Source organism: Lysobacter sp. 5GHs7-4, from assembly GCF_021284765.1.
Classification (GTDB): domain Bacteria; phylum Pseudomonadota; class Gammaproteobacteria; order Xanthomonadales; family Xanthomonadaceae; genus Lysobacter.
The window spans coordinates 3,302,024-3,314,168 of record NZ_CP089924.1 but is presented as its reverse complement, the minus strand read 5'-3'; the positions used below and the strand labels follow the sequence as shown (position 1 = coordinate 3,314,168).

At 69.2% G+C, this 12,145-nt stretch carries 13 protein-coding genes; 5 read left to right on the top strand and 8 right to left on the bottom strand.

The genetic code is table 11. The features are described 5' to 3' along the window. Window position 1 precedes the first annotated feature (1 nt). From LVB77_RS15040 to LVB77_RS15020, 5 genes are all read left to right on the top strand, one after another. Window positions 2–1,801 carry an XVIPCD domain-containing protein gene (locus tag LVB77_RS15040; RefSeq protein ID WP_232906901.1) on the top strand — a complete coding sequence of 600 codons (1,800 nt, stop codon included), beginning with the start codon at window positions 2–4 and terminating at the stop codon, window positions 1,799–1,801. Window positions 1,802–1,889: 88 nt separating this feature from the next. Further along, on the top strand, window positions 1,890–4,376 hold the full coding sequence (gene rnr, locus LVB77_RS15035) for a ribonuclease R (RefSeq protein ID WP_232906900.1): 2,487 nt from the start codon (window positions 1,890–1,892) through the stop codon (window positions 4,374–4,376). 297 nt (window positions 4,377–4,673) lie between these two features. Further along, window positions 4,674–5,441, top strand: coding sequence for a 23S rRNA (guanosine(2251)-2'-O)-methyltransferase RlmB (gene rlmB, locus LVB77_RS15030; protein ID WP_232906899.1), 768 nt, complete (start codon window positions 4,674–4,676; stop codon window positions 5,439–5,441). Window positions 5,442–5,520: 79 nt separating this feature from the next. Further along, on the top strand, window positions 5,521–5,832 hold the full coding sequence (gene sugE / locus LVB77_RS15025; protein WP_232906898.1) for a quaternary ammonium compound efflux SMR transporter SugE: 312 nt from the start codon (window positions 5,521–5,523) through the stop codon (window positions 5,830–5,832). Window positions 5,833–5,923: 91 nt separating this feature from the next. After that, the gene (locus tag LVB77_RS15020) at window positions 5,924–6,367 is read left to right on the top strand and encodes an acetyltransferase (RefSeq protein WP_232906897.1); all 444 of its coding nucleotides are present in this window, start codon (window positions 5,924–5,926) and stop codon (window positions 6,365–6,367) included. Here the strand turns inward: LVB77_RS15020 and LVB77_RS15015 are convergent. The 8 genes from LVB77_RS15015 to phoU all read right to left on the bottom strand — a co-directional run bounded on the left by LVB77_RS15015 (window position 6,360) and on the right by phoU (window position 12,141). Continuing rightward, the gene (locus LVB77_RS15015; RefSeq protein ID WP_232906896.1) at window positions 6,360–6,908 is read right to left on the bottom strand and encodes a hypothetical protein; all 549 of its coding nucleotides are present in this window, start codon (window positions 6,906–6,908) and stop codon (window positions 6,360–6,362) included. The two genes, LVB77_RS15020 and LVB77_RS15015, sit on opposite strands and share 8 nt — an antisense overlap. A 32-nt stretch (window positions 6,909–6,940) precedes the next feature. After that, window positions 6,941–7,588, bottom strand: coding sequence for a ribonuclease T (gene rnt / locus LVB77_RS15010; RefSeq protein ID WP_232906895.1), 648 nt, complete (start codon window positions 7,586–7,588; stop codon window positions 6,941–6,943). Window positions 7,589–7,697: 109 nt separating this feature from the next. Then, complete coding sequence (locus LVB77_RS15005; RefSeq protein WP_232906894.1) at window positions 7,698–8,360, bottom strand: DoxX family protein; 663 nt, start codon at window positions 8,358–8,360, stop codon at window positions 7,698–7,700. Between the two features lie 57 nt (window positions 8,361–8,417). Then, window positions 8,418–9,203: a putative DNA-binding domain-containing protein gene (locus LVB77_RS15000; protein ID WP_232906893.1), complete on the bottom strand. Its 786-nt coding sequence runs from the start codon at window positions 9,201–9,203 to the stop codon at window positions 8,418–8,420. Then, window positions 9,196–10,053 (bottom strand): DUF692 domain-containing protein, encoded by an 858-nt coding sequence (locus LVB77_RS14995; protein WP_232906892.1) that lies wholly within the window; start codon window positions 10,051–10,053, stop codon window positions 9,196–9,198. Before LVB77_RS14995 ends, LVB77_RS15000 begins: the two co-directional genes overlap by 8 nt. 10 nt (window positions 10,054–10,063) lie before the next feature. Next, window positions 10,064–10,480: a hypothetical protein gene (locus LVB77_RS14990; protein WP_232906891.1), complete on the bottom strand. Its 417-nt coding sequence runs from the start codon at window positions 10,478–10,480 to the stop codon at window positions 10,064–10,066. 106 nt (window positions 10,481–10,586) lie between these two features. Next, entirely contained in the window at window positions 10,587–11,102 is a 516-nt protein-coding gene (locus tag LVB77_RS14985) for a sigma-70 family RNA polymerase sigma factor (protein WP_232906890.1), read from the bottom strand. Between the two features lie 328 nt (window positions 11,103–11,430). After that, window positions 11,431–12,141 carry a phosphate signaling complex protein PhoU gene (gene phoU / locus LVB77_RS14980; protein ID WP_232906889.1) on the bottom strand — a complete coding sequence of 237 codons (711 nt, stop codon included), beginning with the start codon at window positions 12,139–12,141 and terminating at the stop codon, window positions 11,431–11,433. Window positions 12,142–12,145 lie beyond the last annotated feature (4 nt).

Sequence of the window (12,145 nt, the reverse complement as noted above, 5' to 3'; positions counted from 1 at the left end):
AATGACCGATACCCCCGATCCGCGTCCGGCAGCCAGGCCGGGCCTCAGCGATGCCGAACTGCGCGCGACGATCTATTTCGCGGTCGGCGTCACCTCCGAAAGCGGCGAGAACGCGTACCGCCTTGCGGTGGCGGGCGACAACCCGCGTACCGCGCGGATCGAGACCGCCGACAGCAGCGGCTACACCATCGGCACCATTCAGACCGACCTGGGACAGCACTACCAACCGGGCGTGCGCAACGGCGAGAACGTGCCGGCGGATCTGGTGAACGCTTACCAGGCCTGGGCGCGCGTGCAGCATCCGGATTGGGTGTTGAACAACGCGCAGGTGGCGCGCACGGTCGCGGACCTGGGACGCGACGGCCAGGAGATCGACGCCGCGCAGGGCCGCGATGTCGATGCCACCGTGCGCACGCGCCTGGACAGCTTCCTGGCATCCGATGCCGGCGTGACCTGGGTGCACGACCGCGACGTGGCCCAAGTCGACAAGCTCATGGATCGCGCGATCGCGCCCATGCAGCGCAGCCAGCTGTACCGCGACGCGTCCGGCGACGACCAGGTCAGGCTGACCGCCATGGTGGCCAAGGTCTACAACCAGAACGAAAGCCAGGCGCGCCCGATACTGAGCGCGTTGGAGCGTGGCCAGTACCGCAGCGTGGACGCCGTCAGCGACGCGATCGGCGCGCTCAATCCCAGCGCCACCGATTACTTCCAGACCGGTCGCGACAAGGCCCTGCACGGCGCCGACGTCGTCAATGCCTTGCGCAACTCGCACCCCAACAGTCCCCTGCATCCGGTCTGGGATCACGTCACCGCCAACCCCCTGATCAATCCCACGCGCCTGGACCAGGACCGCGCGCATCCCAACCTGCCCGGCGAGTACGCGACGGTGCGCCGCCTGTTCGTGAACTACGAGCAGGCCGAACCCTTCATCCACGCATTGGACCGCGGCGGCGCCTATCAGCAGGCGCGTACCAGCCAGACCCAGCCCGGCCGCTTCAACGACAACGGCGTGTACGCGGCCGGCAACGACTTCGTGACCTGGGACCGGCAGGGCAATGGTCATGCCTTCGTGCGCGGCGCCTGGAGCGAGGTCGACCGCGACGACCTGTCGCGCGTCAATCAGGCCAATCGCGTGGTCGACCTCAACATCGATCGCAACGGCGCCTCCGAGCGGCTGCTGCGGGTGGATCGCAACGCGCCGCCGCTGCGGCTGGAGCAGGGCGCGCCGGTGACCGCGCAACCGGCGCCCGTGACGGCGCCGCCGATCGCGAATCCGGCCGCTCCCGCGCACCCGGCACCGCATCGGCCGACGCCGGCGGAGATGGACCGCCGCGGCAACGAGATCGGGCCGATACCGGCGCCGGGCGGGCCGCGTCCGCCCGGCGAACCGCTGGGTGCCAACGACGCACGCGACCGCCACCATCCCGACCATGCCGCGTTCGGCAACATCCGCGGCGTGGTCGCCGCCGACGGGCGCTGGAACGCCGAGCAGTGCGACAACATCTCCGCCCAACTGCTGTGCCGGCATCGGGCCGATCCGCTCAGCCACGGCATCGACCGCGTCGCGATCGGCCGGCCGACCGCGAACGGCGAGGTGCACGTGTTCGCGATGTATTCGCCCAACGGCGAACGCGGCCCGCATTTCCACGCCCAGGTCGAGGCCCAGCAGGCCGCGCGCGTGCCCGCCAGCCAGAGCTTCGATCAACTGGCGCAGGTCAGCGCGCAGCAGACCCTGCAACAGACCCAGGGCATGGGTGGGCAGGACGCGCCGACACGTGGCGCGCAACGCATGAGCTAAGCGCGCCCCCGCCGGAACGGGGCCGTGTGGGTGTCGTCGGGAGCCGCCCGACGACGCCGCGTTCATGGCGATGTGCGACCATGCCGCGATGAGCAAGAAGACCCCGGCCGGGGGCAAGCCCGGCAAATCCACCCGCGCCTCCGGCGCGAAGGCCGGCGCCAAGCCGGCGAGCGGTAAGCAAGGCGCCGGCAAGTCCGGCGGCGGCAAGAAAAGCGCCGCACCGCGACCGGCCTGGCTGCCGGAAAATCTCCAACACGGCCCGCCCGCCAAGGGCGGCAAGCGCGGCAAGGCCGATGCGGCCGCATCGCCTGCGCCGCGCGCGCGCAGCGCGCCGCCGGCTTACAACGACCCCTACGCCGAGCGCGAGGCGCGCCGCTACGAGCAGCCCATCGCCAGCCGCGAAGCGATCCTGCAGCTGTTGGCCGCGGCCGACGGCCCGATGCGCGCCGAAGCCCTGGCCGAAACGCTGGATCTGAGCGCGCCGGACCGTTTCGATGCCCTGGGCAAGCGCCTGGCGGCGATGCTGCGTGAAGGCCAGCTGCTGCAGAACCGCAAGGGCGAGTTCGCGCCCGCAGCGCGCATGGACCTGATCGCCGGCGTGGTGATCGCCAATCCCGACGGCTTCGGATTCCTGCGTCCGGAAGCCGGTGGCGGCGACGATTTGTTCCTGCCGCCGTTCGAGATGCGCAAGGCCATGCACGGCGACCGCGTGCTGGCCAGTGTCACCGGCGTCGACCGCCGCGGCCGCCGCGAGGGCGCCATCGTCGAAGTGCTGGAGCGCCGCCTCAATCGGTTGATCGGCCGTTTCACGGTCGAGTCGGGCATCAGCTACGTCGTGCCCGACGACCGCCGCATCCAGCGCAATGTGCAGATCCCGCCGGACGCGCGCCTGGACGCGCAGAACGGCCAGCTGGTGGTCTGCGAGCTGGTGCAGGCGCCCGATGCCAAGCGTCCGCCGATCGGCCGCGTGCTGACGGTGCTGGGCGAGCGCCTGACCGCCTCGCTGGCGGTGCAGGCCGCGATCCACGGTCACGAGCTGCCGCACGAATTTCCGCAGGCGGTGTTGGACGAAGCCGCCGGCGTGGCGCTGACCGTGCCGCCGGAAGTGGCCGCGCAGCGCGTCGACCTGCGTACGACGCCGCTGGTCACCATCGACGGCGAGGACGCCAAGGACTTCGACGACGCCGTCTATTGCGAACCCAACCGCGACGGTTTCCGCCTGGTGGTCGCGATCGCCGACGTGTCCCATTACGTGCGCCCGGGCACGCCGCTGAACGAGGAAGCGACGCGGCGCGCGACCTCGGTGTATTTCCCGGGCTTCGTGGTGCCGATGCTGCCGGAGACCCTGTCCAACGGCATCTGTTCGCTCAAGCCCAAGGTCGACCGGCTGTGCTTCGTCTGCGACATGCAGATCGACCGCGAGGGTTTGGTGGTCGAGTCGAAGTTCTACGAAGCGGTGATGAACTCGCACGCGCGGCTGACCTACACCCAGGTCTGGAACGCGGTCGGCGAGGGCATCGAGGACGCCGCGCGCGAAGACGCGCTGGCCCAGATCGGCTCGCTGCTGCCGAACGTGCAACGCCTGCATCAGCTGTATCGGGTGCTGTCCAAGGCGCGTCAGCGCCGCGGCGCGATCGAGTTCGAATCCAGCGAAGTGCGTTTCGTGCTGGATCAGCGCGGCGAAGTGGTGCAGGCCGGCATGCTCCAGCGCAACGACGCGCACAAGCTGATCGAGGAATGCATGATCGCGGCCAACGTGGAGGCGGCGAAGTACCTGATCGCCGCGCACGTGCCCGCGCCGTACCGCAACCACGAGCGTCCGCCGGAGCAGAAGTACGCCGATCTGCAGGAGTTCCTCAAGGAGTTCAAGCTGCGCATGCCGCCGTGGCCGCAGGTGCAGCCGCGCGACTTCACCGAGCTGTTGAAGAAGGTGCGCGAGCGCCCGGATGCGGCCTTGATCGAATCGGTGCTGCTGCGCAGCCAGAGCCTGGCGGTGTACGCGCCGGGCAACGTCGGCCACTTCGGCCTCGCGCTGGAGGCGTATGCGCACTTCACCTCGCCGATCCGCCGCTATCCCGACCTGCTGGTGCACCGCGCGATCAAGTACGCGTTGGGCGGCGGACGTCCGGATCAGTTCCTATACTCGCCCAGCGGCATGGCCGCGCTGGCTCTGCAGTGCTCCGAGCGCGAGCGCCGCGCCGACGAAGCCGAGCGCGAGGTCGACGAGCGCTACCGCGCCGCGTGGATGGAGCAGCACGTCGGCGGCGAGTTCGAGGGCACCATCAGCGGCGTGACCAGCTTCGGCCTGTTCGTCGAGCTGGACGAGTCCAAGGTCAACGGCCTGGTCCACGTCACCCAGTTGCCGCACGACTATTACCACTTCGACCCGATCCGCAAAACCCTGCAGGGCGAGCGCAGCGGGCGCGAGTTCCGGCTTGGCGACCGGGTCTCGATCGTGGTGATGAAGGCCAGCGTCGAGGACCGCAAGATCGACTTCAAGCTGGTCGAGGATCGCGGCGCCAAACCGCTGCCGCCGCGCGGGCAGCCGGCCAAGCGGACCAAGCAGAAGTATTGAGCCGGTCGCTGAACCGCCCTCTTTGAATTCGTCGCCCCCTTTGCAAAGGGGGGCCGCGCCCGCGCCGGCATGGATTCGCGACATGGAACCGGAGCGCGGGGGATTTGCTTTTCGCGTTTGAGCTGGAGCAAGAGCAAATCCCCCCTAGCCCCCCTTTTTCAAAGGGGGGAACGCTGGCGGGGCCTCGTTTGAGCATGTAACGGGCTTGCGAGCCGCTGCTGGCTTAGAATCTCCCCCCTGTTCTCCCACCGCCCCGGCCCAGGCCGGCCGGCGGTCGCCCCCGTCTACGGAACCCCCATGAGCCAGAAACAATGGATCGCCGGCATCAACGCAGTCGCGTCGGCGATCGAGCACGATGCCGATAACGTGCGCGAGGTGCTGATCGAAGCCGGCGCCAAGAACCCGCGTCTGGCCGAGATCGAGGCCAACGCGCGCCGTGTCGGCATCGACGTGCGCAAGGTCGCCAGCCAGGCCGTGGACGGCGTCGCCGGCGGGCTGCGCCATCAGGGCGTGGTCGCGCGTTACGCCGCGGCCAAGACCTGGGGCGAAAACGAGCTGCAGGGCCTGATCGAGGCCGCCGAGGGCCGCGCGCTGGTGCTGGTGCTGGACGGCGTGCAGGATCCGCACAACCTCGGCGCCTGCCTGCGCAGCGCGGCCGCGGCCGGCGTCACCGTGGTGATCATTCCCAAGGACCGCGCGGTGCAGATCAACGCCACCGTGCGCAAGACCTCCGCGGGCGCGGCCGACAACGTGCCGATCATTCCGGTGACCAACCTGGCGCGCTCGCTGCGCGAACTGCAGGAGCTGGGCGTGTGGCTGTACGGTCTGGCCGGCGAGGCCGACGCCTCGTTCTACGATCTGGATCTGCGCGGCAACGTCGGCCTGGTGCTGGGCGGCGAATCCGACGGCATGCGCCGGCTCACCCGCGAGAACTGCGACCAACTGGTCAAGATTCCCATGCCCGGCGGTGCCGACGGTTCCTCGGTCGAGAGCCTGAACGTTTCCGTAGCCACGGGCGTCACCTTGTTCGAAGCGGTGCGCCAGCGCCTGGCTCCCGTGAAATAATCCACGGGCTGCAGGAAGCGGGGACGACCCCGCCTCTCCAATCGCCCGGGGACGGCCCCTTCGCGACAGGAGACCTGCCATGCCTTGGATCATTCTCGTACTCGCCGGCCTGTTCGAGGTCGGTTGGGCCATCGGCCTCAAATACACCGACGGTTTCAGCAAGCTGTGGCCCACCGTGGGCACGGTGACCGCCATGGCGATCAGCCTGGGCCTGCTCGGCATCGCGATGAAATCGCTGCCGGTCGGCACCGCCTACGCGATCTGGGTGGGCGTGGGCGCGGTCGGCACCGTCATCCTGGGCATCGTGCTGTTCAACGAGCCGGTCAACCCGCTGCGCATCATCAGCGTGGCCTTGATCATCGCCGGCCTGATCGGCTTGAAACTGGCCTGATCGCGGCAGGCGCTTAGCGGCGTTCCGGCGCGATGCCTCATCGCGCCGGAGACGCTGGAATCGCCTGCGGCATCTCATGAAGGACCAGCGAATGACCTTGCGCGCACGCACCCCCGACGATCACCCGCGCCTGCTGCAGGTCTGGGAGCGCTCGGTGCGCGCGACTCACGACTTCCTGGCCGAGGCGGACATCGCCGAGCTGCTGCCGCAGGTGCGCGACGTCTACCTGGACGCGGTCGAGATCTGGGTCGACGAAGACGCCGACGGCGTCGTGACCGGCTTCATCGGCCTGTCCGGCGCGCAGGTCGAGATGCTGTTCCTGGATCCGCGTTGGCGCGGGCAGGGCATAGGCACGCGCCTGCTCGATCACGCGCGGCAGTTGCGCGGCGCGCTCACGGTCGATGTCAACGAACAGAACCCGGCCGCACACGGGTTCTATCGCCGCTACGGTTTCGTCGACACCGGCCGCTCCGAAACCGACGGTCAAGGGCGGCGTTTTCCGTTGCTGCACATGGCGCTGCGCGATCCTATTTGACGGTGAAGCCCGTGCTGAGCGGCACCTCGACGCCGCGCAGCCGGTCTTTGAGCGTGACGCGCAAAGTCCAACGGCCCAGCGGATCGCCAGGTTCGGCGATGAATTCCAGGTTGGTCGCCGACAGGTAGATGTGGGTCGGATCGCCTTTCAGCTCGACCTTGAAGCAGGGCAGGTCCTTGGCGCCGGTGCTGGCGCTGCCATCGGGGCGCAGGATCAGCACGTCGCAGGCGACGTCGGTCATGCCGTCGTCGCCGACCTTGGGATTGGCCAGGAAGGTGAGCATGGTCAGGCGGCCGCCGATGCACACTTCGTCGGTTTCGTCGAAGCGCGGCGTGTGTTCGGCGGGCGTGTTCCACTTCTGCTCCCAGTCGCGGTCGGCGGTGAGCAGCAGGCGGCCGGCGAAGCCCTGCACCGAGCGCATGGCGTCGGTGTCGGGGACCGGCTCGCCGCTCTGGCTGCGCCAGCCGCCCGTCTCCGGTTCCGCGGCCATGCCGGGCAGGGCCAGCGCCAGTGCGAGCACGGCGGTGCAGTAGCGTTTCATGCGTTGCGCGATCCTTGCGGGCGGTGGCGGACTCAGCCGCCGGCCAGCGGCGACGGCCAGGCGTTGACGACCTTGCAGAACAGTTGCGCGGTGCGTTCGGCGTCGTAGACGGCCGAGTGCGCTTCCTCGGCGTTCCATTCGAAGCCTGCGGCCTGGACCGCGCGCGCCAGCACGGTCTGGCCGTAGGCCAGGCCGCCCAGGGTCACGGTGTCGAACACGCTGAAGGGGTGGAAGGGATTGCGCTTGTGACCGCTGCGCGCGACGGCGGCGTTGAGGAAGTTGAGATCGAAGTGGGCGTTGTGTCCGACCAGGATCGCGCGCTGGCAGCCGTGGCGCTTGATCGCCTCGCGCACCGGTGCGAACACCGCTTCCAGCGCGACGCGTTCGGGCTTGGCGTCGCGGAACGGGTGATCGATGTCGATGCCGGTGACTTCCAGCGATTTGGGGTCGATCTCCATGCCCAGCGCCGGCACCACGTGGGCGCTGGCGGTGGTGCCGGGAAACAGCAGGCCCTGGTCGTCGATCTCCAGCGGCACCACGGCGATCTCGAGCAGGGCGTGGCGGTTCCAGTCGAAGCCGCCGGTTTCTACGTCGACCACCACCGGCAGAAAGCCGCGGAAGCGGTTGCACAGGCGGGGCGGGGCGGTGGCGGTTTTGGGGGCGGGGCCGGCATCGATCATCCGGAAAGCCTAGCAGACGGCGATGGCGCGGCCCGCCGCGCCAGCCGGGTGCCCGCGTCCCCGCCGCCGCTCGCAAGCGTGAAGCGACGGCGGGGCGGGGCGTTGACGGTCAGGCGGACAGGCGGCGCGGCCGCAGGCGGCTCGCCGTCAGCAGCGTCAGGCCGCCCGCGGCCAGGACCAGGCCCGGCAGCGGCAGCAGCATCGCCGCGACGACGCCGAACAGCAGCAGGGCGACGCCCCAGCCGGTGGCGTCGTTGCGCGCCTGCGGCGCCGGCGGGCCGAAGCCGCGTTCGATCAAGGCGTCCACGCTGAGCCGGCCCGGACCGCGCAGGATCAGCGGCCACAGCATCACCAGGAACAGCAGCGGCAGCTTGTAATTGCCCGCGCCCTGGTCGGTGATCGCATAGCCCTGCGCCAGCTGGCTCCATCCCATCCAGTCCTGCGGCCAGTGCACCGCGGCGATCGCGACCACGGTCAGCACGAACAGCGCGGCGGCGAAGAAGCGCGTGCCCAGGCCGATCAGCAGGGCGATGCCGCCGATCAATTCGAACCAGGTCGCCATGCCCCAGCTCAGGTCGGCCGGCACGCGATCGAACGGGAACGGGAAGGTGGCCATGACGTCGGCGAACCAGTTTTCGCCCAACAGCTTCTCGCGGCCGGATTCGTAGAATTCCCAGGCCAGCACCAGGCGCAGGCCCAAGGGCGCGGTCCAGGCGCCCAGGCCTTCGAGACGGTCGCGCAGCGCGCAGGCGCAGCGAATCGGGGACGGCATAACGTGCTCCGGCAGGAAACGCGCTGGTACCGCCAGCGCTTTCCCTTACAGAGGCGCCTACGGGGCCAAACGGTTCGCGCGCACGCCGGGCACGACGCCGCTGGCGCGCATCTGCTCCAGCAGGGCGCGGCCGTGGCGGAGGAAGTCCTCGACATCCTCGCTGCCGGCCTCGGCGGCCAGCGCGCGCAATTGCTCGCGGCCGCTGAGCTCGGGGAACTCGCCCAGGCGTTCGATCAGGCGATACGCGAGCGGGCTGAGTTCGGAAAAGCGCACGTCGCCGTCGGGCTCGCGCCGCAGCAGCAACAGGGTCGGCTGCGGCGGCGGCGCGTCGGGCTGGAAGTCGGGGCCGATGCGGTGCACCGGCCAGGCATAGGCCAGCGGCCAGGCCAGCGGCGACAGCAGCGGCACGCCGTCGAGCAGATCGGCATCGGTATCGAGCGTGGACGGGTCCAGTGCGGCGTCCGACAGCTGCAGCGCCAGCTCGACCCATTCGTAGTGCGCCAGTTCGATCAGAAACGCCGGTTCCACGCGCTCCCGGTCTTCCAGATAACGCAGGAATTCGCGCGCGAGTTCGGGGAACAGCGGCGTGCGGCAGCGGTGATCGCGAAAAAAGCCGCGCACCAGCGCGGTCCAGCGCGCATCGCCCAGCAGGTCGCTGACGACCGGGAAGTTGCCGGCCAGCAGGCCTTCGACGTTGTTGAACAGCAGGTCGCGATAGACCGCCAGGCGGCGTTCCTCGATGCCGGCGGGGGCGGGGCTGGCCTGTGGATCGCGCAGGTGCCGGGTCAGTTCGAACTGCTGCGCGCGCAGTCGCGCGGGCGCCTGACCGCGCGGCTCAGCCATGGGCCTGGCGCGCCGCGGCGGGGGCGTGGTCGCGCAGCACCGCGCGCACGGTGTCCAGCTCGGCGACCAGTTCGGCGTACGGCGGGAAATTGAAGTCGCGCTCCAGCAGGGTCGGGCGCGCGCCGAAGCGGCGGTAGGCCTCGCCCAGCAACGACCACACCGCGTCCTTGACCGGGGCGCCGTGGGTGTCGATCTTGAGGTCGTCGGCTTCGTCGTAATGGCCGGCGACGTGGATATAGGCGATGCGCTCGCCGGGCAACGCGGCCAGAAACGCGCTGGCGTCGTAGCGGTGGTTGATCGAGTTGACGTAGACGTTGTTGACGTCCAGCAACAGGTCGCAGTCGGCCTCGGCCAGGACCGCGTTGGTGAAATCGATCTCGCTCATTTCCTGGTGCGGCGCGGCGTAGGTCGAGGTGTTCTCGACTGCGATGCGGCGGCCGACGATGTCCTGGGTCTGGCGGATGCGCGCGGCGACGTGGTGCACGGCTTCCTCGGTGAACGGGATCGGCAGCAGGTCGTAGAGGTGGCCGTCGTCGCTGCAGTAGCTCAGGTGCTCGCTGTACAGGCGCACGTGATGCTGGTCCAGAAAGCGGCGCACGCGGGTCAGGAAGGTTTCGTCCAAGGGGTCGGTGCCGCCCAGCGACAGCGACAGACCGTGGCAGACCAACGGGTGGCGCGCGGCCAGTTCGGCCAACGCCTCGCCATAGCGTCCGCCGACGCCGATCCAGTTCTCGGGCGCGAGCTCGAGGAAGTCGAAATCGCCGGACGCGGCCGATCGCAGCGGGCCCAGCAGGGCCCGCCGCAAACCGAGGCCGACGGCGTCCGCGCTCAGCGGACGCACGCCGTCCATGCCGCGTGGCTCAGACCGAGCCACCGCACTTGCCTTCGCCGCACTTGCCTTCGCCAGCCTTCTTCTCGCCGGTCTTCTTGTCCTTGTCGGCGCCGCACTTGCCTTCGCCACACTTGCCTTCGCCGGCCTTCTTCTTGTCGGCGCCGCACTTGCCTTCGCCGCACTTGCCCTCGGCGGCCTTCTTGTCCTTGTCGGCGCCGCAGCTGCCTTCGGCATGCTTCTTGTCGGCGCCGCACTTGCCTTCGGCGGCCTTGGCGTCGGTGGCCTTGGCATCGGCGGCCTTCTCGGCCGTCTGCGCCTGCTGGGCGCCGAGCAGGTAGCCCTGGCTGAGGTCGCTCATGGCGAAGGCCGAGGCGGACAGGGTCAGACCGCCGACCAGGGCGGCGCCGAGCGCGAGGGCGACGGGTTTCTTGATCTGCTTGGACATGCGCTTGCTCTCCATTACGTTGGCGATGATGACGGGGTGGGCCCGCCGGGGAAAAACACGGGGCGGAAGCGGGCGCAGTGTGCCCGGTTCCATGTTCGAAAACTGTTCATGAATCCAGATATTCGCGCGCCAGCAGACGCGCGCGGTGCAGGCGCGCCTTGACCGCCTCTCGCGTCAGCGACAGCTGTTCGGCCATTTCGGCGATGGTCAGGCCTTCCAGGTCGCGCAGCAGCACGACCTGGCGGTAGTGCTCGGGCAGCGACTCCAGGGCCGCGGCCACGTCGTGGCGCCATTCGGCCGGCTCGGGCAGCACGATGGGCAGGATGTTCTCGGTGATGGCGTCGCCGCTCAGCATGCGCATGCCGCGCTTGAGGCGGTTGCATTCGCGCTTGACGATGCGGAAGGTCCAGGAGACGAAGCACTCCAGCGAGCGCAGATCGCGCAGCTTGCGCGAGACCGTGATCAGGGTTTCCTGGACCGCGTCCTCGACGTCGTTGATGACGCAGTGGAACTCGGCGTAGCGGCGCAGGTCCTGGCGCGAGCGCAGCAGCACGCGCTCCAGCGCGACGCGATCGCCCGCGCGGGCCGCTTCCAAGTCGCCATGGGCCAACAAACCGCTCATGCCCTTCGTATCCCTCCGAATCCTTGCCACATAAACCGTAGCGGGGCGCTACGGACATGTACCAAGAGTTAGGGATTACGGCAAACGGTTCGCGGCGGAGGCGCGAAGGGCGGTTTTGTTGGGTTGGCGTTCAGCTGATCGGCGCTGGAAACGTTTGCAGATTTGCTGCGCTGCAGCGCAAGGTGGTGGCGGCTGCGAGGTTTTGGTTACGTGGCGCGGACTTGCGCGGGGCGAGGGGTTTGGCTTGGCGCGCGAAGGGCAAAAGCAAATCCCCCCTAGCCCCCTTTTTCAAAGGGGGGGGGAACAAGCGCGGGCTGGGGTGCGTCGCTCAGAGCGCGCCGGTGGTGTTGGTGTCGTCGCGCTTCTCGCGCGGCGGCAGCAGTTCCTCGCCCTTGACCAGGAACCAGACGTTCTCGGCGATGTTGGTGGCGTGGTCGCCGATGCGCTCGATGTTCTTGGCCATGAACAGCAGGTGCGTGCAGGGGGTGATGCTGCGCGCGTCCTCCATCATATAGGTCAGCAGCTCGCGGAACAGGCCGGTATAGGCCGTGTCGATCTCGGCGTCGCGCGCGCGCACGCGCTGGGCCAGTTCGACGTCGTTTTCGCGATAGGCGGCCAGCACGTCGCGCAGCTGCTTGACGGCCAGGGTGCCCAGCGCGTGCAGGCCGGCGATGTGCGGCAGCGGCGGCGACAGGTTGAGCGCGGTGGAGCGCTTGGCGACGTTGGCGGCGTAGTCGCCGACGCGCTCGATGTCGGAGGCGATGCGGATAGCGGCCAGGATCTCGCGCAGGTCGCGCGCCATCGGCCCGCGCAGCGCCAGCTTCATCACGTCGTGGCTGATTTCCTGCTCCAGCGCGTCGATCGCCTCGTCGTTGGCGATGATGCGCTCGGCGGCCTTGTCGTCGCGGCGTTCGACCACGTCCAGCGCGGCTTCCAGCTGCGACGCGGCCATCTCGCCCATGCGCAGGGTTTCGTCGAGCAGGCGGCGCTGCTCGTCGTCGTAGCTCTTGACGATGTGGTCGTGCATGTGGGTGCTCATGGGT

Bases quoted from the DNA above. Each gene is read 5' to 3' on its own strand.
- rlmB (WP_232906899.1), top strand. From the start codon at position 4,674: ATGAGCCAGAAACAATGGATCGCCGGCATCAACGCAGTCGCGTCGGCG.
- LVB77_RS15040 (WP_232906901.1), top strand. From the start codon at position 2: ATGACCGATACCCCCGATCCGCGTCCGGCAGCCAGGCCGGGCCTCAGC.
- LVB77_RS14985 (WP_232906890.1), bottom strand. From the start codon at position 11,102: ATGAGCGGTTTGTTGGCCCATGGCGACTTGGAAGCGGCCCGCGCGGGC.
- LVB77_RS15015 (WP_232906896.1), bottom strand. From the start codon at position 6,908: ATGAAACGCTACTGCACCGCCGTGCTCGCACTGGCGCTGGCCCTGCCC.
- rnt (WP_232906895.1), bottom strand. From the start codon at position 7,588: ATGATCGATGCCGGCCCCGCCCCCAAAACCGCCACCGCCCCGCCCCGC.
- sugE (WP_232906898.1), top strand. From the start codon at position 5,521: ATGCCTTGGATCATTCTCGTACTCGCCGGCCTGTTCGAGGTCGGTTGG.
- LVB77_RS15000 (WP_232906893.1), bottom strand. From the start codon at position 9,203: ATGGCTGAGCCGCGCGGTCAGGCGCCCGCGCGACTGCGCGCGCAGCAG.
- LVB77_RS15020 (WP_232906897.1), top strand. From the start codon at position 5,924: ATGACCTTGCGCGCACGCACCCCCGACGATCACCCGCGCCTGCTGCAG.
- LVB77_RS14990 (WP_232906891.1), bottom strand. From the start codon at position 10,480: ATGTCCAAGCAGATCAAGAAACCCGTCGCCCTCGCGCTCGGCGCCGCC.
- LVB77_RS15005 (WP_232906894.1), bottom strand. From the start codon at position 8,360: ATGCCGTCCCCGATTCGCTGCGCCTGCGCGCTGCGCGACCGTCTCGAA.
- rnr (WP_232906900.1), top strand. From the start codon at position 1,890: ATGAGCAAGAAGACCCCGGCCGGGGGCAAGCCCGGCAAATCCACCCGC.
- phoU (WP_232906889.1), bottom strand. From the start codon at position 12,141: ATGAGCACCCACATGCACGACCACATCGTCAAGAGCTACGACGACGAG.
- LVB77_RS14995 (WP_232906892.1), bottom strand. From the start codon at position 10,053: ATGGACGGCGTGCGTCCGCTGAGCGCGGACGCCGTCGGCCTCGGTTTG.